Origin of the sequence: Yersinia sp. 22-579 (assembly GCF_030433455.1) — a bacterium.
In the GTDB taxonomy this organism is placed as follows: Bacteria; Pseudomonadota; Gammaproteobacteria; order Enterobacterales; family Enterobacteriaceae; genus Yersinia; species Yersinia enterocolitica.
On sequence record NZ_JAUJTZ010000018.1, the window covers coordinates 53,050 to 73,607 of the forward strand.

Consider the following 20,558-nt stretch of genomic DNA (forward strand, 5'->3'; position numbering starts at 1 on the left):
AACTGCAAGCATGAGTTCTGAAGATTCAGAACAAAAAGTATCGGGCCGCCTAAGCAACCCGATGGTTTTTAGTCAAAGATCTGATTACAGGTCGTAGCTCACTTGCAGCCAGAATTGGCGGCCCGGATCATAGGAGTGCAGCACCCGATCGCCATACACAAAGGTGTCGGAAACATTGCGTTTATTGAGTAGGTTATTCACCTCAATCGAGATGCCTGCCCCATAAGCAAATGCGGGCTGCCAGGTCACTTTGGTGTCCCAGCGGAAGTTACTGGCAAAATGAGTTTTTTCGTATTTCAGCATCTGAGTGCCGGTACTGGTATCGGTGTAATACTCATTCTGATAACGCACTGCTTGATTACGAGAACTGCGCCATTGCCACAGGTTATAGACGGTAAGGTCATATTCTTGCCACTCACTGGTCAGCTCCAGATTGAGCCGCCACGGCGAGTTGAAATTGGTCGATGGCAAATCTGAAGCATTAATCACTTTGCCGTCGTACCACACTTTGTCTGAATCCAACTTGGTGTTCGGATCAAAGAAGGCATAGCCCTGATCTTTCGGCGTATTGCTTTTACTTTGCTGCCAGGTAAGTGAGCCGGTAAAAGCATGAGTTGTGGCGGCCAGTTCCCAAGGTTTGCTGTTGCTGACCGAGAGTGATACCTGGTCGTTACTGCTACGGCCACCATTATCAAAAGTCCGAATGCGGGCTTGAGATGCACTGTTTGGATTACGGTATTTGGTGCGGCTACGCACTTCATCGTAACCCTCACGATGCACATACTGTAAGCGCCATGTGCTCTGCATCACCTGTTGCTGGAGCGCAAAACTCAGTTCATCGTTATACGGTGTCTTTAAGCTGTCGATACCTTCGAAATCTTTCACACCATCCCAATCATTCTCGGATGGGTCCAGTGAGCAGAAGTAGTAGCAATGCTCCATACCCGCGTTCTGCGCTTCGTATAAAGCGTAAGTCAGCATCGAGCGGCCATAGTAGCGGCTGGCCCCGGCAATCAATACGGTGTCGCCGGTACCAAATAGATCAAGACTGCTGCTCAGGCGCGGAGCGACATTGGTTTTCTGAACAAAATCATCGCGATCCAAACGTACACCAGGGCGCACGGTCAAGCGGCCATACTGCATGCTGTCATCCAAAAACAGTGCGTAGTTGGTGTAGCCAGCCTCATAGTTACCGGCGCGGAAGCGGGTGATATAACTGGCTTCAGTTAGAGAGGCGATATCATCCGCCGCGGCACTGAATTTGTAGCGGTAATAGTCCCGATCACGTATATATCGGGCGGTCGTTTTGTTCAGTTCGAAGCCAAGATTAGGCGAGTGTTGCAGGCCTAAGGCATTAAATTCATTAAAACGTAGTACCCCTTTGGCGCTGGCGCTGTTCTGGCGAGTAGTCAAATCACCCTGCCCACCATTGTTATAAAACTGCGGATTCCGCCAGTCGGTCATGTAGTCTTCTAAAGTGAAAAAGTCTTTTACATCATTGGTGCGTTCATCTTTTAGTTGCTGATAACCGGCGGTAAAATCGAGATTGGCAATATCAAAACGGTGCTCCAACTGGAGCGTGGTGCTCAACCCGTTATGGTCATTGTCATAGCCGGAGTTAATGACACTACTGGAGAAAAGTGTGCTGGTATAAGCGGAGTAATTGGCCGATAGATGGGCACTGGTGCGCTCATTAGCATCCCAGGAAAGCTTGGCAAAATAGTTATCAGAAACCCGCTTTTGGCTGCGATAGCCCGGCGTCACCGAGACGACTTCCAACTCGTTGTTCGGGCTTAATTGCAGGCCGCTGCCGCCGGTCGTGTAGGTCGGAATATCAGAGAGACGCTGCGAGGCAGAAAATACAATCCCCATATTGTCGGTAATGCCAGCTTCAAACCAGCCACCAAAGCTTTGTTTATTGTATTTCGGTTGATAACGCGCCGGGCGGCTAGTGTCGTTTTTTGCACTGTCGAACTCCATATCCGGATCAGTGAAAACCTTGTTCCACGACGAACGAGTTTCCCGGTAAAAAGCATGGGCGCTGTTCTCGCCACGCCAACGGCGACTAGAGACATCCAAAGTACCGCCGGTAAAGCCACCAAACTCCACCGGAATGTTATTGTCGAATACCGTCACACTGTCGATCAGACGGCTATCGATATACATGCCCTGATCACTACTATCAATGCGGGTGATGGTTTCGCCGTTACCATCGCTGGCCGGATCGATATCGTTGTTAAAGCTGACACCATCCAGATTGTAGGCATTCTGATAGCTCGATGAACCATGAATGGAAATGGCTCCGGGTTTGATTTCGCCCTGCGTCAGGCTGGTATTGTCGCTATTGGAGAATTGCACTGCCGGATTGGTGCGCAGTAATTCGGTGATATTGCCGTTGCCGGTAGGGCGTTGGCGGATCTCTTCCGAGGTCACCACTTGCGGAGCCGACATCACGTTGTCTACAGCTGCACGCCCTCCGGCCTCGCCCATCACCGAGGTAGTTGGCAACACCATGCTACCAGCCGCAGCCCCTGATACCAGCATAGGGCGGACGACATACCCCTTACCACTGGCAACAAGTTCCAACCCGCTACCTGCCAGCAATTGCTGTAATGCACCTTGCGCGCTGTAGTTACCGCTGAGAGCCGGAGCGCGCAAATTACGCACATCGGACTCATCGAAAATGACGTGTAATTGCCCCTGTTGAGCCACCTGAGTAATGGCATTCGCCAGCGGTTGTGCGGTCAGATTGAACGAAACATCCGCTGCCATAACGCCCTGTGTCGTTAATAGCGTTGCCAGCGCTAAGGCAGTGAGAACAGGCACCCCAGAAACTTTCTTTTTATTGTTTATCATCACGCTATTTCTTCCCTAAGAAATGTCAATGCGATGCCAATAAGCACCAGCATCAGGGAAGACGTGATAATGAGAATTATCCTCACCTATAAAATTAACTATTTTTTATTTTTTATTTAAATCTCTAAAAATCATTACGTTACCTTGCTCGTCATGCACCACATTCACCGCCAGCAGCAACGGTAATGAGTCGAGGAACTCATCTGGATGATTTAAATCCAGTGAACCGGATACTGGTAATTGCGCCAAACGGGTATCGGTCAATTCAATCTTACCCGGCCGGTAGCGCTGCAATTCAGTGACTAGTTCCCCCAAAGGACGATTGCGGAATAGCAATTGCCCGCTGCGCCATTGACCAATTTCAGCCACCGCACTTTTGCTCAACAGCAAGCGCTTCTTCGCGGGTAATAACTTCGCACGGTCGCCGGCATGCAGCATAACCGCCGCCATATTCGGCCTGCCGGTCATGGCGACAATCCCCTCTTTGACCGCCACCGCGACCTCGCCTAAGTCGTAGCGCACATCGAATGCGGTTCCGACCACTTTCACCTGGCTCTCACCGGCGTAAACAATAAATGGCCGGGCTTTATTGGCGGCCACTTGCAGGTAAATTTCCCCCTGATCCAACCAGAGCTGACGATTATCTTTTGCATAATGAACACGAACCTGTGAATGGCGATTAACATGCACCCGGGTACCATCTGACAACACGATTTCACGACTGTAATCCGTGGTTTGCAGACTCATATCATTGGTCAGCAACGAGGGCAGTTGGCTCATCGGCAGTAGCAATGCAAACAGGAAAAATATCCCAGCGGCGCAACTACGCAAGGGCCGCCAACCGCGGGTTGATTTTTCTGGCAGTGGCGCACTGGCCGGTCGGGGAATTAATGCGCAATCACCCCAAATCTGCTGCATCTGGCGATAGGCCTGCGCATGGGAGGGGGAGCATTGCAACCATCTATCCAGTTGCTGTTGTTCTTGGGTGGTTAAGCGTCGAGCCTGGCTGCGGCTGAACCATAACGCCGCTTGCTCATCAATCTCAGCGCTCAGAGAACGGCTCTCATTCATCATGTTGCTCACTCCCTTGTTCCGCAACGTGGCGCTTACAATGTAGCAATGCGCCCGCGATATGTTTTTCGACCATACTGACAGAAATTCCCATTCTCTCCGCCACTTCAATTTGGGATAAACCGTCGAAACGATGCATCAGAAAAGCCTCACGACGGCGGGGGCTAAGGCTATTTAGCGCCTGTTCCAATCGACTCAACCGCTGCTGCTGCTCCAGCACATGTTGCGGATCAGCCCCGGACGGTGCCATTTCTTGTTCGGCGTCGTCATCTTCATGGCTTTGTGCCAGCGCCATACGCTGCTTGCCCGCAGCCCGCCAATGATCAATCAATACCCGATGAGCAATCTTGAAAAGAAATGCCCGCGAATGCTCGACAGGTGTCTGTTTCGCCCTCTTTAGCCACAGCGTAAAGACATCGTGCGACAGATCCGTGGCGTCGCTGGCATTATCCAGCCTTTTGCGAAAGAAGCTGACCAACTGACCATAAGTGTTCTGGTAGGCCAGACTCACTTTATTTGATGGCGGTTTATCCATGAATGCATCCGTTAGACAGTACGGCCTCAGGCAGGCGAACGGGCAGTTACGCGGCAACCCTGCGGCATCAGGTACATTTACCCAGTGGCCCACTTTGCTGGTAGAAAAGGCTGGTGAAATAAGCAATAAAACAGCGAATTAAACGAGGGTGAATACCATAGGGTTTCACTCTTCTAAGGCTGGCGGTTATAAGCGAAAAACCCGATCAAATGCAAATGATAATCACAATAACTATCAATATGTTTATTGCTTTGTATAATCTGTCACTTATTTCCTTTGGCAGAAAAGCGTTATTTGGCAGTAAAAAAATAATAAAAATATTACTAATCAAATAAATACATCATAAATAATTCGAGTTGCAGGAAGGCAGCACAGTTATGTCGATAATAAAAAATAACCATGATTTTAGAATGGATTTACCTCTCGGGCGGCCCAGGACACGCTGGAGTATCAGCTTGCTATTGGGAGTCGGGTTACACTTGCTTGCCGCCGCGTTTATGCTCGGCTGGATAAATAAAATGGCCCCCCAGGGCGTGTTACCCCCGGCGATAATGATTGAACTGACTCTGTATCAACAAGCCAAATCAGTCCCTCGTGAAATCCCCCAAGGGCTACAGCAAAGCATGGCAGCACCGGATGATGCTCCCCCCGAAAAACGGCTGGAAGAGTTACCAAAATTAACCCATTCCGCTAAAGGCACCCATGCTATTCGGCCGGAGAAAGTGGTACAGAAGAAAAAAATAGAACCGGCTAAACCACGGACAGACACTCCGCTGCCAGTCGTCGCAGAGAAGGCTGCCCCAACCACCAGCGCACCATTACCGGGTGAGAGTCATAAAAACACTGCGACTTTTTCCAGCGATGCTTCAGCCGCAATCAGTGGGAAAGCCTCATGGCAGAGTGATGTTCTGGCCCATCTATCGCGCTATAAACGTTATCCACGAGAAGCCTTGCGCTATCGCCTGGAAGGGATCAGCCACGTACGCTTTATTGTTGATCATAAAGGAAAAGTATTAACTGCAGAGTTGTTCGCTAGCTCTGGCGCTAAAATGCTGGATCGTGAAGCAATGATTCTGATTTCTCGTGCCCAACCGTTACCCATTCCCCCCGCCGAACTACTGCGCAACGGGGTGATTGAGTTGATAGCGCCGATTGCTTATAACGTGAAAGGTTAAAGCCAATATTCATGTTAATGATGGTAACTAAAACAGATTTGAAACCGATTAAAGCCTTACTGGCAGGTTAAACCCGCCTGAGGTTAATGACAAAGTGCCCGTAGCGGTGAAAACAAACAGATCGTAAAGACGCCGTAAACCCATCCCTGGGGGCTCGAGCCGCGCCGTCCCTGGCGCGGACGCTTTACTCCTCTGTCTGTCTTCACCTTGCAAGATCGAGTCGTAGGGGTTTGTCAGCAGTCTGTGACGGGTTAAACCCGCCTTTAACAATCTTATCGATTGCCTACTTCAGCGCTGAATCAGATAGCGGATAGTCGGGCCATCTTGCTGAATATCCAATACCGTATAGCCATAATTTCGGGCATCTAACGGAATATTATTAATGGATTGCGGGCAGTCACTGATCACTTCCAGGATTTCACCCGGGTTCAGTTGTGGCATCGCTTCGAGTGTGGCGACCGCTGGGTATGGGCAGGGTTCGCCCACCATATCCAAACGGTAATCCGGCACGATAGCCGTAGGTGCTACTGAACTATCAATGGCTAAAGACGAAGAATGACTCATGATGGCTCCTTAAGCAAAGTGGATGCAGTGGCTTTCTGTTGGCGGAAGAAGCGCTTTTCCCACCACAACATGGCAGCAAAAGCGATAGCTAGCATCAGGTAAGTCACCAGTAACCCGCCGATTGGGCCGAACGTTTCCAATAGGTTGACTTTGTCATAATTGGTCGCCAATGCCGGTGCAAAGTCATCCCAATAATACGCCAGAATAGTGGCACCAATAATATTACCCAGCCCCACCCACCAATAGTGAATCTGCCCCTCTACCGCGCGATACATCCAGCCCGTTTCACAACCTCCGGCCAGCACAATACCAAAACCAAACAGTAAACCGCCAATCACTGCATTCGGCCCGGCCCATAGAATCTTCGGTGCGACACCCAGTTGTACATAACTGAAAATCCCAATAGCACTGACCGCCATTCCCAGAATAATCGCTTTCGCCATGTGCGTGCGCCCGGTTATCCACAGGTCACGGAAGGCAGAAGTAAAGCAAATTTGCGCCCGCTCAATCAGCAGCCCAAACCCAATCCCACATAACATGGCGATACCCAATTTTGGGTGGCGGAACAACTCAATCAATGACCAACCTAGCGCCAGAAAAAACACCACCATGCCGAGACGAAAACGTCGCGCAGCCCTGGCTGGGTGCTGGGTTAATGGCGCGGCTGCTGTCACTTTTTGCAATTTCACCGGAATACGAAACAGCGGTAATAGCGTGAATTTGGCACCGAAATAGGAACCGGCTGCCGTCGCGAGCGCGAAGAACCAGGCATGCAGTGAAAACTGCGGAATACCGGTAAAGAAAGCCGCCAGATTACACCCCATTGCCAGCCGCGCACCAAAACCAGCAATAATGCCACCGACCAGTGCCTGAGCAATACGAATACCATGTTGGGGTTTACGCAGTTTCACATTGTTAGCCCACAACGCAGCAGCAACGCATCCAGCAAACATTCCAATGATCATCATGCCATCGATACGATCCAGTGGCGTCCCTTCTAAACCGATAACTTTAAAATAACCCCACTCTTGCGGGTGCGCGCCAAACAGCTGCATTAGATGGCCCCCCCAGCGAGTGAACTCACCAGTAACCGCCCAGAACGTACCGGTTAAACCAAAGTAATAAGTCGATAAGATACCAGCGGCAATTACCGCGGGTAGAGGGGCCCAGAAGCGCACCAAATATTGAGATTTAAACATCTGCCAGCTCACACTGACACCTCCAAAATACGTGTTGTCGCCGACAAGAGTAGGCTCATATGCCGTTGCGAGAAAATAGACCTACGTATAATAAGCCAATTATTTCTTTAATGAAGGGATGATGTATTGAAAATTAGATGTTAGCTAAAAGTTAATTTAATGAGAGGGGATATTGACTGGATGGATATGTGTCGCGGATCAATGTTGTTCATCCTCCTCCGGTGATTGATAATCCAGCGCTAAAGCCAGGCGCAAGATAGCGGCAACCGGTTCAAATAAGGTTTCAGGTATGGTATCGCCACAAACCACATCGCGATGTAATGCGCGAGCCAGTGCAATATTTTCTACAATCGGAATACCTTGCTGTTCCGCCAATTTGATAATCAATGCAGCCCGTTCACCTTTGCCTTTTTCAATCACCATTGGAAGTGGCGCATCATCTGGGTGATAAAACAGACAAACAGCAAAATGGGTGGGATTACGCACTATCGCCGTGGAACGCTGGACATTTTTAGCGAAACTGCCGCTTTGTACCTCCTGCTGTAATTGCCGCCGCTTCTGCTTAATATGTGGGTCACCATCGCTATCTTTGTATTCCCGCTTAACCTCTTCGTGAGACATTTTCAGCTGTTTCATGGTGTTATAGCGCTGAAAAGTATAATCCAGTAGAGAGAAAACCACATAACAGGCAATCAATGCACCCAATAGCCAACTCATTAATGTGCCAAATACCGGGATCGCGCAACTACTGCCGCAATACGACAAATAACCAAAAGAAGTGGCGTATCGTGCCAACAGATAGCCGAAAATCAGGGTTAGCACCCCTACCTTTAGTAAAGATTTAATTAACTCAAACAGGCTACGCAATGAAAAGAGCTGCTTGGCATTATCGATTGGATTGATATGTTCACCTTTAAACGCTACAGCTTTAGTTGCAAATAGCGGCCCGACCTGCGCAATTCCGGCAAGAATTGTCATCAAAATCAGCGCTCCGCCCAGGATTCCCACAATATGGATGAGCACCGCCGTGCATTCTGAGCCAATACGCGCCAGTGCGAAGGTGAAGGGTTGCTGTAATTGGTTGATTGTACTGCGGATCAAAGCACCAATCTGATCAATGATGGAGTTACCCACCAGGAAAAAATAAGCCACCAGCACCACCAATTGCCCCCCAGAGGTTATCTCGACACTCTTGATGACCTGCCCTTTCTCCCGTGCTTCTCTCAGCCGTTTAGCAGTGGGCTTTTCATTCTTTTCACTGCTTTCACCGCTCATTATTCCCTCCTTTTATCAATGGGATAAATGTGCTTATTTTCTGCTCGGTCTGATTAATACCGACCAAATAATGATGTAATGCGTAAGGCAGGCTAATCAGTAATAGCAATAACGCCAATGCACTTTTGATCGGCATTGCTAGAAAAAACACATTCAGTTGTTGAGACGAGCGATTAATTAAACCTAAAGACAAATCCGCTAACACCATGACCAGCATCGCTGGCAAAGCAAAACTCAAACAGAGTTCATACATCAGCTGCCATTCACTTTGCAGAAAGTGCAGTATTGCCGAGGTGGGCTGGATACCATTACCAGCAGGTAAGACTTCATAAGAGCTATAAAGTGCTGTGAGTACCAGATTGAACCCGCCTGAAATCAGGAACAAAACCGTTAATATTTGCGTAAACAGCACACCAAAAATGGAGGATTCCATCCCCATGCTGGGATTAAACAACGTGGACATAGTGGCGCCACGTAAGGTGTCAATCAGAAAGCCCGCCATATCAATCGCCCAAAAAGGCAATGCGGCGACAAAACCAATCATCACCCCGACCATCAGCTCGATACAAAGCACCCAAAACCACCCTGTGAGGCTATCGTGATACAGCAAGGATGTGGTGAAAAACATCGGAGTCACTGGCAGGGCGATGGCAAAAACCAGGCTATTACGCAGCAAGCTACTACCCAAACTGCGCGCCGTAAACAGAGGCAATATCAGTAACATGCCATAAGGGCGCATCATCGCCAGACCTAAGGCCCCTAGCCAGTGCAAAGAGTCATGCATATCAAGACCGCATACTGGTTATCTGCAAAAAGGTCTGCTGGGTGTAATTCAGCAATGTCGATCCCATCCAATGATAGGTAATCAATAATGTGGCGGATACAGCGAGTAATTTAATCAAAAACTGTAATGTTTGGTCCTGTATTTGGGTAAGTGCCTGCAACAAGCTGACAACTATCCCTACCACTGACGCCACCACTACCACCGGCATTGATAGCAGTAAAACTATCCATAGCAACTGAGTCGCCAGATGAACCACAATGGCGTTGCTCATGGCCACTTCTCCTGTTGGCCATTCATAAGTAAGACCCCACTAACTGCCCCAGCAACAATCCCCAGCCATCAATCAGTATAAAAATTAATAACTTGAATGGTAATGAAATCGTAATGGGAGATACCATCATCATGCCCATTGCCAGCAAAATATTAGAGACAATCAAATCAATCGCCACAAAGGGCAAATAAAGCAGTAAACCAATTTTGAAGGCTTCAGTTAGCTGGCTCAGGGTAAAAGCGGGCATTAATATCAGCAGCGAGTTGGGTTTGATGGTGTCGCGATAGCGTACCGGCCACTTGGTTTGGACGATGTCATTGAAAAAATGAACCTGTGCTGCATCGGTATTTCGTTGTAAAAAATCGCGATATGGCTCCAGCGCATGCTCGTCAATATGATGTAGCAAAGCACCGAGATCATTGGGTAACGGTTCATCCTGTAGGCGGGCATGTACATCCAATCCGACCGGAGCCATGATAAAAATGGTTAACACCAGCGCCAAACCGTAAATGGCAATATTGGGTGGCACTTGCTGCACCCCTAATGCATTTCGCAGCAATGAGAAAACAATCGATAGTTTGAGAAACGATGTTCCCATCACCATCAGCAAGGGGAGTAATGACAGAAGAAAAAGCAGGACAATCAATTGAGAGGACGAATTCAGTAACTCCATAGTCTATTCCGCAAAAGCTGGCCTGTCGGGTAAAACAATAACCAGAGTATTTATCGGCTCAGCACTCTCTCGTATCGGGTCATGACCTGAATAAACACCGCTAACGCCGCTGCGGCGTCAAGTGTGCCGGAGAAGCCACTGATCGATGCGTACGACCAACTGCTCATCACAACACAACAAACTGCCCCTGCCGACGGGCTGCCCATGCAGTCGGATATTAACTTCACCGTAGAGCTGAGTCTGGCATGCCAATGTTTGCCCGACAGCTAGCTGTTTAATATCTGCCAGCGGTATAGTTAAGCGGCCAATTTCCATCACCAGTGTTTGCGGTAATTGCTCGAGTTCTACCGTCTGGGGCATGTTAGGTATGGCGGCGATATCCAGCGACAGAAATGAATCAATATCGTCATTAACTTGTTGAATAGTCATGCTGTTTTCATTTTCCAGTTTAATATAAATCTGCGGTGATGCCATTTGCCATAGCCAACAGTTCCCGTGTTTCCATTTTGCGGCACAGTTAATTCGTACCCCATCCCCCGGCCTGATTTGTTGCAATTGATACAGTGATAATCGACTCCATCCCACCACTAATCCCGCCTGCCACAACAGATCTTGCCCGGCGACCTGCTCGCGGTGCCAATCAGATAGGGTTTCAGCTAACCTCGCCAAAGGCCAATCAAACAACACGCCACTGAGTTGCTGGCCTTCCAGTTCAAAAGCCAGCACCACCGCCCATTGGGGCAAAAGTGTCATCGCCACTGGCGCAGTTTCGTCAAAAGTTAACTCTGATAGCGCACCCAGCAGCGGACTAATAGCCCAAGTCGCCATAGCGTTAACCAATTCAGCCGCCAGCAAATGGGGTTCATCTGTTGCCAGCGAAGATGCCAGCCAGTTATTCCAACAGCATTGGGATAACCAGAAACCGCATACCTTGCCGTCATAATGGAGTGGCAGGTAAATACCCTCCCCCTCGGCCTGCGCCAGTGTGGCGTAAATGCCATCACTATGACGCCCACGCCCAATGATGGCGCTGAGCTGGCGTAATTCAGCCGATAGTGTCCCCACCATGGGTCACCTCCAACAAGCAAGGGAATCCCAATTGATGCAGTTGCCGCTGCCAACGAGTTTGTAAGCGCTGTAAACGTTCGACCCAGTCACGGTTGTTGTGACTGAGCACAATATGCAAACCATGAGCGGCCAGGCTGACATGAACCTGCACACCTGATAGAGGTCCACTGAGGATGCGGTAGTCAGTTTGCATCAATTTGCCCTCACCCAAAGCCGCCGTGGTATGGGCCATATCCTGCATTGCAGATGAACGAGGAGGAAGATAGCGGGCAAATTGCTGTTTTTGCCTTTCATGGTCTAAGCTCTGTGGCCGCTCCCCGTTAAAGCCCCTATCACTGAGCAGTGGTAATGCGCCTTCAATATCGATTCGACTCATCTTTGATTAGCATCCGTAATTTTTCTTGTTCACGCTGATTTGTCCTTAACAGCGCCTGCTGCGACACAATGGCGTCTTGCTGTTGCTGCCTTTTAGCGGCTAACTCACGGAGCGATTGGTGCAACTGCCGTTCCGCCTGATACACCTTGTGCTGCAAGGCTCTCTGCTCCTCTGCTTGCCTCGGATTTAGTTTGCCGCGCCATTGGGCAATCCTATGTAATTGCTGGCATAACCCTTGGCGTTCTTGATGGAAACTCGCCAACTGCCGCTCTTGTTGTTGCTCTTCTTGTCGCAAGCACGTTAATTGCTGGCGTAAACGGCGCTCCTGGCGCTGGCGCAGAGTCAAAAGCCGCAGGAAAATAGTTAATGCTCGATTGATAAGCCCAATGCCTGTGCGAGCTGAACCAAGGTATGAGTGAGACCGGCGGTATCGGTTTTGCATGATGATAAAGCGCTCTCCTGTTGCAAAAAGGCGCAGATGCCTGGGTAGCGCTGTAGTGCTTCGTCAGCCTGTAAATCCTGACCTTCCTGATATTCACCCACTCGCACCAGCAACTCGATCTCCTGATAGCAGGCCTGTATATGACGCAGTTTTTGTGCCAATGCCCGATGCTCCGCACTGACAATTTGCGGCATGATACGGCTCACACTGGCGGCAATATCGATAGCAGGATAGTGCCCGGCACCGGCCAATTGGCGCGATAACACGATGTGCCCATCCAATAGCGAACGCACCTCATCGGCCACCGGCTCATTCATGTCATCCCCCTCAACTAGCACGGTGTAAAAAGCCGTTATGCTCCCTCGTTCACTATTGCCCGCACGCTCAAGTAACCGGGGAAGCGCGGCAAAGACACTGGTGGGGAAGCTGCCCATCGCAGGGTGTTCCCCCGCAGCCAAACCAATTTCACGGGCGGCTCTGGCATAGCGAGTGAGCGAATCGGCCATTAACAGCACTTTCCCCCCCCGCTCACGGAAATATTCAGCCACAGTGGTGGCGGTATAAATACCTTTTAACCGCTCCAGCGCGGGGCGATCAGAGGTTGCTACCACCACTACTGTGCGGGCGCGGGTTTCGGGCGTTAGCACTTGCTCAAGGAATTCCCGCACTTCACGGCCTCTTTCACCAATCAGCGCCAACACGATGATATCCGCGCGACAACCGCGACATAACATGCTTAATAAGCTGCTTTTACCTACTCCGGCGGCAGCAAAAATACCGATTCGTTGCCCCTCGCCACAACTCAATACACCATCAATGGCACGAATACCGGTGGTCAATATTTGCTGAACTGGTTGACGAGTTAATGGATCAGGTGGCGGGCAATCCAGCTCACGCCAATGCCCACGAAGGGGAGGGCCAGCATCTATTGGCTCCCCCAAACCATCCAATACTCGTCCAAGCAAATCCACCCCAACTCTGACGCGATGTTCATGTCCAAGCGGAGAAATCCATTGACCACATCGTAAACCTGCGGAGGAGGCAAACGGCGACAGTAATGCTGTTTGTTGCTCAATAGCGACCACCTCGGCCAACATGTCCGGTGAGGTAATTCGGCATAACTCCCCCAGCGCAACACCGGGTAAATGGGCGCGTAGCAGAGTCGGGCCGACATCTAATATCGGCCCGCAAGATTCGATGCCGCTCGGAGGGGAAGGCAATAGGCGTAATTGTTGCTGCAACTGAACACTTAATCGCGCTATATCAGGTAGTTTCATCAAGTTCATCTCCGATAAGCTCGATGGTACCTACTACCTTAATATTCATTTCATCGCCCAGTTCCTGCCAGGAAAGTACCGGTAGCGCAAAAATATCCCGCTCAACAATTTTGCGTAAAAAGCGCCGTACATCGATGCTCGTCAACAACACCGCATCGGTATTTTCAGCAAAAGCGCCTGTTATTTTGTCGAGAAGCAGCCGCGAATGTTTATCTTCCAGCGCAGAATAGGTCCCTGCTGAGGTCTGACGGACAGACTCGCGGATCAGATTCTCCGCCCCTTCCCCCAACCGCAATACTGGCAACCAGACTTTGTTTTTGCTAAATCGGCTGCACACATGACGACGTAGGGCGATACGGACATATTCGGTCAACATGACGATATCTTTCTCTTTCGGTGCCCACACCACCAGCGCCCCGAAAATAGTGCGTAAATCGCGGATCGAAATATCTTCTTCCACCAATCTTTGCAATGTTTCTGCCACCTTGCCGACCGGCATCTGGCGCTGTAGCTCTTTGACCAGCTCGCCGTAACGCGCCTCCATAGCGTCCATCAGATAACGGGTTTCTTGCACACCAATAAACTCAGCGGTATGCCGCTCAAGCACGCGTGTCAGGCAATGGATAATACGTTGATGCCCCTGCGCATAGGGAATGCCCAACGTGCTGGCATGACGCGCCTGCTCGGCGGGCAACCACTCAAAGCTACCCATTTTCATGCCAAGAACCTGACTGCGTGTGGCGAGCGAGGTACTGGGTTGCAGCAGTAATACATCATCAAAAGGTAATGTCAGTTTCAGCACTTGCTCTTGATAGACTCGGATCGATAATTCATTTTCAGCCAGGCTAGGATCACTGCGGACAACTACCTCGGGCAATGGCACGCCAAGATGTTCGAACCAGCGCCAACGCAAGCCATCAAGATCTCGCCCCAGATGGGGATAGCGTAAATTGGGCGCGCAATACAGCATCAATGGCACGGCTCCAGGGGTCATCGCGCTAGCCGGGGAAGGCAGTTTATCGCCACGTTCACTGGCCCCAACGCTTGGTTTCTTCTTCCGATAAAGTAAGAAGGCGGGGGTAGCGACCAGTGCTGCCAGCAGGATAAAAATCAGGAAAGGAAAACCTGGCAACAGGGCAAAAACAGTCAAGATCGCCGCCGCCAGCAACAAAGCATCGGGTTGACGCCCTACTTGTATTGCCAAGTCTTTGGCCAAACTCTGTTTATCCTGGCCAGGCACCCGAGTGACAATTATCCCAGCCGTGATCGAGATAAGTAATGACGGGATTTGAGCGCATAATCCATCCCCGACGGATAACACGGCATACGTGGTCATCGCCTCTTCGGCAGACATATTATGTTGCAACACACCAATAGTGATACCGCCGATAATATTCACCAGAATGACAATAATGCCGGCGATAGCATCCCCTTTAACGAACTTCATCGCCCCATCCATAGCACCAAACAGACGGCTCTCTTTTTGGACCCGCTCGCGCAGTCGCCCCGCTTCAGCCGAGTCGATCACCCCAGCTCGCATATCGCCGTCAATACTCATTTGTTTGCCCGGCATGCCATCGAGAGAAAAGCGGGCGCTAACTTCAGCGACGCGCTCTGAGCCTTTAGTGATCACGATAAACTGCACCACGGTGATGATGGTGAAAATGATCAGCCCCACAGCCAGATTACCCCCGACCACAAACTGACCAAACGCCTCGACAATTTCTCCCGCATCATGCTGTAGCAGTACCAAGCGCGTGGTACTGATAGTTAGCGCTAATCGATAAAGTGTGGTGATCAGTAACAACGATGGGAAAACCGAGAATTCGAGTGGGTCACGCAGGTAAATCGAGATCATCAACAGAATAACGGAAAACGCGAGGTTGACGGCAATCAGTACATCCACCATGACGGTGGGCAGCGGCAGAATCATCATAAAGATCGCCACCAGCAGCATGACTGCCAAAAAAACATCCTGCCGCGCAGCTATCATCATCAAACCGCGGGTCAATGCCGATTCTCTCATCGGTATTCTCCCGGCAAACGGCGGAGTAAAGCACACTGTTGCTGATATAGCTGAAACCAACACTCGGCCCCTGATGACACTGGTGGCGAGCAACTGACCATCATGCCCATTTTCAATAAATAGATACGCTGGGGAACACCATTAAAGCGTTCCAGCTGCCAACTCCTCTGGAGCAGCAGTAAATCCTCAAAGTGATAACGCCGATGTTGCACACCGCTGGTCAATAACAATCGCCCATTGCGCCACTCAAGGAACACCAGCCGTTGCTCTATTTGCCACTCCATGCGGGAAGATAATTTAGAGCAAGGTAACTCGGCCATCTGAGTAAACAACTGAAGGTTACGGGTAACAACTAAATCCATTTCCATAACCACGCCTCGTCGAGATAGATTATTGTTTTACTGTATTGATAAGTAATGGAAAGGATATGTAGCCCACCGACAGTGGGCTATCCGGTCATGGCCCGATTCGCCAGGTTATATCTCCAATAACACCGCCAAAATTTGCTGTTGCTGCTCTTGATCATTGAAGCAATCAATCGGCATAAGGTTGAATAACTCATAAAATCGGCGAATAAATCGACTATGTGCATTGATATCCTGACCTGAAATCGCCGCAATACGTGGTTGCAACCAGTGACTAAATAGCCAGGGCTGCCCCACCACCGCCAGCACTTCGCTCAAAATCACATCCCCATCTACCGCGCAGGCTCTCCCCATGCGGGAACAATGGTCTTCCAACCCCAGAAACATCAACAAACGGCGGAGTTGCCGCAGTGTGCCAGCCAGACGTTCACCACGCTTTGGCGGCGGTTGAGAAGACAGGTCAAATGCCACCGCGCGCATCAATACCCGGACTCGTTGCTGCCGCTTTGGCCAGCGGCTCACCTGAGCAAACCACTCTGTAATTGACAACTCACTTTGCTCAATACTCTGTGCAAACAGTTGCTTAACGGCACCCAGTTCACGGCTCTCCTTGCTGCCCAATTCCAGCAAACCAAATAATTCGATTTCCCAGCCATCACTTTCCAATAACGGCTCAAGAAGTTGCGATAGGCTGCGGCGACGTAACAGGTTATTTTTGCTGTACGCCATCATTGCGGCCAACAACAAGATTTGCTGCCCGGCTGATAACCCCCCCTGGCGAAGCTGACTGGCAAGCAAAGAAATATCCATATCAAGCGGAATATGCTTGGGCAGTAAAGAGTCCGCACTCGCGGATAACTGGGCGATTAATTTCACCAGTAACTGCTGACGGCACTGATTTCGCTCCTCAGCTTCAACGGATTTTTGATCTTTTAATCGGGAACCCAAACTCAACCCGATCTCTTCCATGGTTTCTTCCAACGCAGTTTGTCTGACCTCCGACAATTCTATGCCGGCTAGCTCCGTGACCGAGCGTGCGGGGGTTATTTCACCGTGTAACCCAGCCTCATGGAGTGAAGATCCGTGGACAGCATGTGCATCGGCGATATTATTGGCATTTATCATCTGTAAGTTCCTGATAAAGCGATGGCTCTGGTGATTCCTGAAGCCAAAGAAGAAGTTGTGACAAATGGTGCTGAAGAGAAAGTGTAAGCTGTAGCATCGGTGAGCTTAATTGCGCCTGATCTTCGGCCATATTGTCATCGGCAATACATTGCACTCGCGAGCCTAAAGCAGCAGCCACTGCTGAAAGATGCTGTGGGTGAACACGTAATATCAACTCATTGTCATGCGCCAACTTTTCGACTTGCGCCCCCAAGCGGTGGATCAGAATTTGGCTCACCGCTTGTTCCCCCGCCCAGGCGGTCATCACCGAACGAATAGCAGCAAAAATAGACTCTCGGGCCTGTGTAATCAGCGCTGACTCCAGTTGCTCCACAGCCACTAACCAATGGACATGCTGTGCTAACACGTCAGTTTCCATTTGGCTGCGGGTTTGCTCGATAAGCCTATCCGCTTGTTGTTGCGCCTGAACCAGTAGCTCGGTACGTTCGGCCTGTGCCGCTTGCACAATGTCAGCCGCCTGCGCTTGGGCATCCGACAAAATATCGCGACTCTGCGCTATTTTCTGTAATTCAGCCGCAGGGATAACCGCGCCAAGGGGCAGGGCAAAGTCGAATTCTTCCACCCGAATCTGAAGCGGGTTCATAGCAAACGCTCTAAGCGGATTAACCAATCATCAACTGACAGGGATAACGCTCTGGACAGAGAAAGTGATCGCGGTAAAGGCGGTAACGAGATACACAGTGCCCGCCACACCACACAGTCACAACGGACGTGGTGAGCAAGACTTTGCCCCAACCGCAATGCAGTCGTTAACAATTGCGCGGGGCTTAATCTGGCAGGGAGATGTCCGCGATATCCCATCCCCATGAGCTGCTGAATATCACTCTCACTTAATAGCGGCGAAAGTTGCTGCCGGTAACGGCGCAAACGCAGGTAATCATCACACTGTAAATAAACCAATCCCAACGCCAGACAGCGCGCGGATAAGCGCTCCGGTTTCACAATTTGATATTGCTGTTGTTGACTCAATACGGCAGGCAGTGGTTGCTGAGGAAAATGTCGCAGGCAATTCAGTCGCGTATTTAGCGCGCGATCCATCACCACATTGCGGCCATAATGGTAGCTTGCGGTATTCATCCCCGCAGCCGCCAACCATAATGGATGAGCAAATTGTGCAGGCCGCCAGGCTAATTGATGCAAATACCGAATATCGGCGGTTAATGGCAATATCATCATTTCCTCCAGGCAATTATCGGCGCAGATAGCGCACCAGGCAGGTCGTCGACAAGCCGACTAATAACACCAGCAGCAAACCCAAGACTATTTGTAATATCGCGGCATGCCGCAATAGCCATTGCAAAGCAGCTTCCGAGTGACTCTGTTGCTGCGTCGCTGGGGCGCTGAACCGATAATTAGTCGGTTGCATCACCACACTGATCTGCGAAAAATCGATACCCGGAATACCATCGCGGATCAGATTCTTTATTTGCGGTTGATAACTCAGTAAATTCACTTCAGGTGAGTATTTGATAAACACCGACGCGGCGTGGGGAACACTGCTTTTTCCATCAGTCGGCGCGGGCATAGCAATAGTCACATCTGCTTGGATAACCCCATCCATATGGCTCAACATACTTTCCAATTGCTGCTCTTTCAGATAGACCATCTTGGCCTGCTCTTGCCCCGGAGAGGTCACCAACTGATTCGACGGGAAAAGCTCATCTACCGAGGCAAATCGCTGACGGGGGAAACCATGTTGTCGTAGCAATTCTACGGCGTTAATAAATTGACTTTTATCGATATTTAGCGCGACTGTACCTCCCTTCTCAGACTGTTTTTCTGCCTTGATTTGGTGCAACATCAATAACGCCAACATCTGATTGGCTTCCCCTTCTGAAAGACCGCTATACAACTCCATCCCACAGCCAGAAAGGGACATAACCACCAGCAATAGCGCTATCAAACGCTGCACCCGTTTCATTGCATATTGACCAGTTTGTTGATGTTCTGCCCGACCACTCCGGCAACTTTAGCCGTTAAATCCACCGCCAACGTGGCGTGCATCCATTCAGACTGCACTGACAAAAATTGGTCTGGAGATATCATTGGCGTGGCTGGCTCAACCTGCTGCATTAATTGAGCAAACTTGGCAATACGCTGCCCGTCGGCAGGTAGCTGGGAGGGGGAATTCAACTTGAAGGCGGCGTTGATTGCATCAATTTCCATCGGATGTCCTCGGTTTAATAAAAGTGTTTATTGCGCAGGCTCACATCTTGGCGGAACCAGCAATCCCTTGTTGCAGCAAAGCCAACATACCTTGTGCTTCTTGTGAGCTGGAGGTAGCTAATAGCGCCAGGGCTTCACTCTGCTGATTAAGCCCAAATAACAGCATGGCCTCACAGACTAAACGCACTTGAGGTTCCGGAATTAACTGCGGCAATACGTTAAGAATGTCGCGAGCCTCGGCCAGTAAGCTGTGGTTGACTCCCGCCAATGCCGCCTCCACAACTAATTGGCGGCAAGGGGCTGAAAGTAGAATCATATTTTGGCAATAATCCCACTGGTCATATCCTTAATCCCCTTCATCAAAGCACTGCTGAAATTGATGTAAGATGAATATTGCTGCATAGCAAATTGCATCTTTAGCATATGCTCAGGATCTGAGGGGTTGCCGGAGGTCATCTGGTTTTGAAAATCCTGACCAATCTTATTGATGCTCTGTGCCAACCCATTAACTAAAGCATTTATATCCATAAGACCCCCTATTCCATAAGTGACCGCATATGTGACGGGCACTGTTGAAAACGACGACGAAAACTGTCAGAGAAATGAGCGTGATTACTAAAACCACACTCCATGGCAATATCTGCCACACGCAGTCGGGTGGATAGCAGCAGCTCACACCCTTTCTTCAAACGTTGATCCAATAACCATTGCTTGGCAGACATGCCGAATTTTTCGTAAAACAAGAAATTCAATTTACGGGTCGAAATACCTAATTCATCGGCATAACGCGAAACCGTCCATGGGTTGAGGCGGTTCTTATCAAAGAACTCCAGCAATTCGTTATTAGTACCCACTATAGATTCTAATAATCGGGAGAAATAAACCGGTTCCAGCCCCAGACAATATAGGTATAGGAAGCGCAGCGAGGAATTTCTTTCAAAATCGACTAGCTGCTGAGTGGCACAAATAATATCGCTACTTATCGGTAAGATCTTGTAGCGTTCATATACGTTTTGGGGCAGATGAAATTTATTCGGCTGAACCATCTTGCTGGCAAGGTCTTGATATAACGGTAACAAGTCGATGGAATGACACAATATTGAGATAAAACTACTTTGAGAAAAAGAGGATACTGTTGCTTGCTCATCAGTAATGACTAATTGCCCCGCTGGCACAGTATGGCAAATACTGTCACAACGTAATATTCCCTCTTGTCGAAATAGAATAAATTGTATTGATTTCATAATATC

The 20,558-nt window shown here is 49.7% G+C and carries 25 protein-coding genes; 2 read left to right on the plus strand and 23 right to left on the minus strand.

Annotated features, from left to right (window positions below; genetic code table 11):
- Positions 1-84: 84 nt before the first annotated feature.
- The 3 genes from QSV56_RS18895 to QSV56_RS18905 all read right to left on the minus strand — a co-directional run bounded on the left by QSV56_RS18895 (position 85) and on the right by QSV56_RS18905 (position 4,462).
- The gene (locus QSV56_RS18895; protein WP_301213287.1) at positions 85-2,856 is read right to left on the minus strand and encodes a TonB-dependent receptor; all 2,772 of its coding nucleotides are present in this window, start codon (positions 2,854-2,856) and stop codon (positions 85-87) included.
- A 105-nt stretch (positions 2,857-2,961) separates the two neighbouring features.
- Positions 2,962-3,930 carry a FecR domain-containing protein gene (locus QSV56_RS18900; protein WP_019084282.1) on the minus strand — a complete coding sequence of 323 codons (969 nt, stop codon included), beginning with the start codon at positions 3,928-3,930 and terminating at the stop codon, positions 2,962-2,964.
- Positions 3,920-4,462 carry an RNA polymerase sigma factor gene (locus QSV56_RS18905; protein WP_019080752.1) on the minus strand — a complete coding sequence of 181 codons (543 nt, stop codon included), beginning with the start codon at positions 4,460-4,462 and terminating at the stop codon, positions 3,920-3,922. The genes QSV56_RS18900 and QSV56_RS18905 overlap by 11 nt, the downstream gene beginning before the upstream one ends.
- Between QSV56_RS18905 and QSV56_RS18910 the strand changes: the two genes are divergently transcribed.
- A complete protein-coding gene (locus QSV56_RS18910) occupies positions 4,461-4,604 on the plus strand; it encodes a hypothetical protein (RefSeq protein ID WP_019084284.1) in 144 nt (47 codons plus the stop codon). The genes QSV56_RS18905 and QSV56_RS18910 overlap by 2 nt on opposite strands.
- 313 nt (positions 4,605-4,917) lie before the next feature.
- Complete coding sequence (locus QSV56_RS18915; RefSeq protein ID WP_046052102.1) at positions 4,918-5,637, plus strand: energy transducer TonB; 720 nt, start codon at positions 4,918-4,920, stop codon at positions 5,635-5,637.
- 288 nt (positions 5,638-5,925) lie between these two features.
- Here the strand turns inward: QSV56_RS18915 and yedF are convergent, their stop codons facing one another.
- From yedF to QSV56_RS19015, 20 genes are all read right to left on the minus strand, one after another.
- On the minus strand, positions 5,926-6,201 hold the full coding sequence (gene yedF, locus QSV56_RS18920; RefSeq protein WP_046051786.1) for a sulfurtransferase-like selenium metabolism protein YedF: 276 nt from the start codon (positions 6,199-6,201) through the stop codon (positions 5,926-5,928).
- Positions 6,198-7,412, minus strand: coding sequence for a selenium metabolism membrane protein YedE/FdhT (gene yedE / locus QSV56_RS18925; protein ID WP_046695529.1), 1,215 nt, complete (start codon positions 7,410-7,412; stop codon positions 6,198-6,200). Before yedE ends, yedF begins: the two co-directional genes overlap by 4 nt.
- 186 nt (positions 7,413-7,598) lie before the next feature.
- Positions 7,599-8,675, minus strand: coding sequence for an EscU/YscU/HrcU family type III secretion system export apparatus switch protein (locus tag QSV56_RS18930; protein ID WP_046051788.1), 1,077 nt, complete (start codon positions 8,673-8,675; stop codon positions 7,599-7,601).
- A complete protein-coding gene (gene sctT, locus QSV56_RS18935) occupies positions 8,665-9,459 on the minus strand; it encodes a type III secretion system export apparatus subunit SctT (protein ID WP_046051789.1) in 795 nt (264 codons plus the stop codon). The genes QSV56_RS18930 and sctT overlap by 11 nt, the downstream gene beginning before the upstream one ends.
- Before the next feature lies 1 nt (position 9,460).
- Positions 9,461-9,730: an EscS/YscS/HrcS family type III secretion system export apparatus protein gene (locus QSV56_RS18940; protein ID WP_005156602.1), complete on the minus strand. Its 270-nt coding sequence runs from the start codon at positions 9,728-9,730 to the stop codon at positions 9,461-9,463.
- Between the two features lie 22 nt (positions 9,731-9,752).
- Positions 9,753-10,403, minus strand: coding sequence for a type III secretion system export apparatus subunit SctR (gene sctR, locus QSV56_RS18945; protein WP_019080759.1), 651 nt, complete (start codon positions 10,401-10,403; stop codon positions 9,753-9,755).
- 117 nt (positions 10,404-10,520) lie between these two features.
- The gene (locus QSV56_RS18950; RefSeq protein WP_301213293.1) at positions 10,521-11,471 is read right to left on the minus strand and encodes a YscQ/HrcQ family type III secretion apparatus protein; all 951 of its coding nucleotides are present in this window, start codon (positions 11,469-11,471) and stop codon (positions 10,521-10,523) included.
- Complete coding sequence (locus QSV56_RS18955) at positions 11,449-11,847, minus strand: hypothetical protein (protein WP_046695531.1); 399 nt, start codon at positions 11,845-11,847, stop codon at positions 11,449-11,451. Before QSV56_RS18955 ends, QSV56_RS18950 begins: the two co-directional genes overlap by 23 nt.
- Positions 11,828-12,202: a hypothetical protein gene (locus QSV56_RS18960; RefSeq protein ID WP_050131176.1), complete on the minus strand. Its 375-nt coding sequence runs from the start codon at positions 12,200-12,202 to the stop codon at positions 11,828-11,830. Before QSV56_RS18960 ends, QSV56_RS18955 begins: the two co-directional genes overlap by 20 nt.
- A gap of 8 nt (positions 12,203-12,210) precedes the next feature.
- Positions 12,211-13,566, minus strand: coding sequence for an EscN/YscN/HrcN family type III secretion system ATPase (locus QSV56_RS18965; RefSeq protein WP_019084292.1), 1,356 nt, complete (start codon positions 13,564-13,566; stop codon positions 12,211-12,213).
- A complete protein-coding gene (locus QSV56_RS18970) occupies positions 13,553-15,592 on the minus strand; it encodes an EscV/YscV/HrcV family type III secretion system export apparatus protein (protein WP_046695532.1) in 2,040 nt (679 codons plus the stop codon). The genes QSV56_RS18965 and QSV56_RS18970 overlap by 14 nt, the downstream gene beginning before the upstream one ends.
- Positions 15,589-15,960 carry a type III secretion system protein gene (locus QSV56_RS18975; RefSeq protein ID WP_046695533.1) on the minus strand — a complete coding sequence of 124 codons (372 nt, stop codon included), beginning with the start codon at positions 15,958-15,960 and terminating at the stop codon, positions 15,589-15,591. Before QSV56_RS18975 ends, QSV56_RS18970 begins: the two co-directional genes overlap by 4 nt.
- 108 nt (positions 15,961-16,068) lie before the next feature.
- The gene (locus QSV56_RS18980; protein ID WP_301213300.1) at positions 16,069-17,082 is read right to left on the minus strand and encodes a TyeA family type III secretion system gatekeeper subunit; all 1,014 of its coding nucleotides are present in this window, start codon (positions 17,080-17,082) and stop codon (positions 16,069-16,071) included.
- The gene (sctL, locus tag QSV56_RS18985) at positions 17,066-17,725 is read right to left on the minus strand and encodes a type III secretion system stator protein SctL (protein WP_046695535.1); all 660 of its coding nucleotides are present in this window, start codon (positions 17,723-17,725) and stop codon (positions 17,066-17,068) included. Before sctL ends, QSV56_RS18980 begins: the two co-directional genes overlap by 17 nt.
- Entirely contained in the window at positions 17,722-18,315 is a 594-nt protein-coding gene (locus tag QSV56_RS18990) for a type III secretion system domain-containing protein (RefSeq protein WP_046051796.1), read from the minus strand. Before QSV56_RS18990 ends, sctL begins: the two co-directional genes overlap by 4 nt.
- Positions 18,316-18,331: 16 nt before the next feature.
- Positions 18,332-19,063 carry a type III secretion system inner membrane ring lipoprotein SctJ gene (gene sctJ / locus QSV56_RS18995; RefSeq protein WP_050880808.1) on the minus strand — a complete coding sequence of 244 codons (732 nt, stop codon included), beginning with the start codon at positions 19,061-19,063 and terminating at the stop codon, positions 18,332-18,334.
- Positions 19,060-19,308: a type III secretion system inner rod subunit SctI gene (sctI, locus tag QSV56_RS19000; protein ID WP_301213302.1), complete on the minus strand. Its 249-nt coding sequence runs from the start codon at positions 19,306-19,308 to the stop codon at positions 19,060-19,062. Before sctI ends, sctJ begins: the two co-directional genes overlap by 4 nt.
- Positions 19,309-19,348: 40 nt before the next feature.
- Positions 19,349-19,624, minus strand: a complete 276-nt coding sequence (locus QSV56_RS19005; RefSeq protein WP_019080771.1) for an EscG/YscG/SsaH family type III secretion system needle protein co-chaperone — start codon at positions 19,622-19,624, stop codon at positions 19,349-19,351.
- The gene (gene sctF / locus QSV56_RS19010; protein ID WP_019080772.1) at positions 19,621-19,836 is read right to left on the minus strand and encodes a type III secretion system needle filament subunit SctF; all 216 of its coding nucleotides are present in this window, start codon (positions 19,834-19,836) and stop codon (positions 19,621-19,623) included. Before sctF ends, QSV56_RS19005 begins: the two co-directional genes overlap by 4 nt.
- Before the next feature lie 8 nt (positions 19,837-19,844).
- Complete coding sequence (locus tag QSV56_RS19015) at positions 19,845-20,552, minus strand: helix-turn-helix transcriptional regulator (RefSeq protein ID WP_046051798.1); 708 nt, start codon at positions 20,550-20,552, stop codon at positions 19,845-19,847.
- Between the last annotated feature and the right edge of the window lie 6 nt (positions 20,553-20,558).

Excerpts from the sequence above, each read along its gene's own strand:
- QSV56_RS18910 (WP_019084284.1), top strand. The coding sequence starts at position 4,461 with ATGAATGCATCCGTTAGACAGTACGGCCTCAGGCAGGCGAACGGGCAG.
- sctL (WP_046695535.1), bottom strand. The coding sequence starts at position 17,725 with ATGAACCCGCTTCAGATTCGGGTGGAAGAATTCGACTTTGCCCTGCCC.
- QSV56_RS18965 (WP_019084292.1), bottom strand. The coding sequence starts at position 13,566 with ATGAAACTACCTGATATAGCGCGATTAAGTGTTCAGTTGCAGCAACAA.
- sctJ (WP_050880808.1), bottom strand. The coding sequence starts at position 19,063 with ATGAAACGGGTGCAGCGTTTGATAGCGCTATTGCTGGTGGTTATGTCC.
- sctI (WP_301213302.1), bottom strand. The coding sequence starts at position 19,308 with ATGGAAATTGATGCAATCAACGCCGCCTTCAAGTTGAATTCCCCCTCC.
- sctF (WP_019080772.1), bottom strand. The coding sequence starts at position 19,836 with ATGGATATAAATGCTTTAGTTAATGGGTTGGCACAGAGCATCAATAAG.
- sctR (WP_019080759.1), bottom strand. The coding sequence starts at position 10,403 with ATGGAGTTACTGAATTCGTCCTCTCAATTGATTGTCCTGCTTTTTCTT.
- QSV56_RS19015 (WP_046051798.1), bottom strand. The coding sequence starts at position 20,552 with ATGAAATCAATACAATTTATTCTATTTCGACAAGAGGGAATATTACGT.
- QSV56_RS18955 (WP_046695531.1), bottom strand. The coding sequence starts at position 11,847 with ATGAGTCGAATCGATATTGAAGGCGCATTACCACTGCTCAGTGATAGG.
- QSV56_RS18970 (WP_046695532.1), bottom strand. The coding sequence starts at position 15,592 with ATGAGAGAATCGGCATTGACCCGCGGTTTGATGATGATAGCTGCGCGG.
- QSV56_RS18905 (WP_019080752.1), bottom strand. The coding sequence starts at position 4,462 with ATGGATAAACCGCCATCAAATAAAGTGAGTCTGGCCTACCAGAACACT.
- QSV56_RS18980 (WP_301213300.1), bottom strand. The coding sequence starts at position 17,082 with ATGATAAATGCCAATAATATCGCCGATGCACATGCTGTCCACGGATCT.
- QSV56_RS19005 (WP_019080771.1), bottom strand. The coding sequence starts at position 19,624 with ATGATTCTACTTTCAGCCCCTTGCCGCCAATTAGTTGTGGAGGCGGCA.
- yedF (WP_046051786.1), bottom strand. The coding sequence starts at position 6,201 with ATGAGTCATTCTTCGTCTTTAGCCATTGATAGTTCAGTAGCACCTACG.
- QSV56_RS18900 (WP_019084282.1), bottom strand. The coding sequence starts at position 3,930 with ATGATGAATGAGAGCCGTTCTCTGAGCGCTGAGATTGATGAGCAAGCG.
- QSV56_RS18930 (WP_046051788.1), bottom strand. The coding sequence starts at position 8,675 with ATGAGCGGTGAAAGCAGTGAAAAGAATGAAAAGCCCACTGCTAAACGG.
- QSV56_RS18940 (WP_005156602.1), bottom strand. The coding sequence starts at position 9,730 with ATGAGCAACGCCATTGTGGTTCATCTGGCGACTCAGTTGCTATGGATA.
- QSV56_RS18990 (WP_046051796.1), bottom strand. The coding sequence starts at position 18,315 with ATGATATTGCCATTAACCGCCGATATTCGGTATTTGCATCAATTAGCC.
- QSV56_RS18975 (WP_046695533.1), bottom strand. The coding sequence starts at position 15,960 with ATGGAAATGGATTTAGTTGTTACCCGTAACCTTCAGTTGTTTACTCAG.
- sctT (WP_046051789.1), bottom strand. The coding sequence starts at position 9,459 with ATGCATGACTCTTTGCACTGGCTAGGGGCCTTAGGTCTGGCGATGATG.
- QSV56_RS18950 (WP_301213293.1), bottom strand. The coding sequence starts at position 11,471 with ATGGTGGGGACACTATCGGCTGAATTACGCCAGCTCAGCGCCATCATT.
- QSV56_RS18895 (WP_301213287.1), bottom strand. The coding sequence starts at position 2,856 with ATGATAAACAATAAAAAGAAAGTTTCTGGGGTGCCTGTTCTCACTGCC.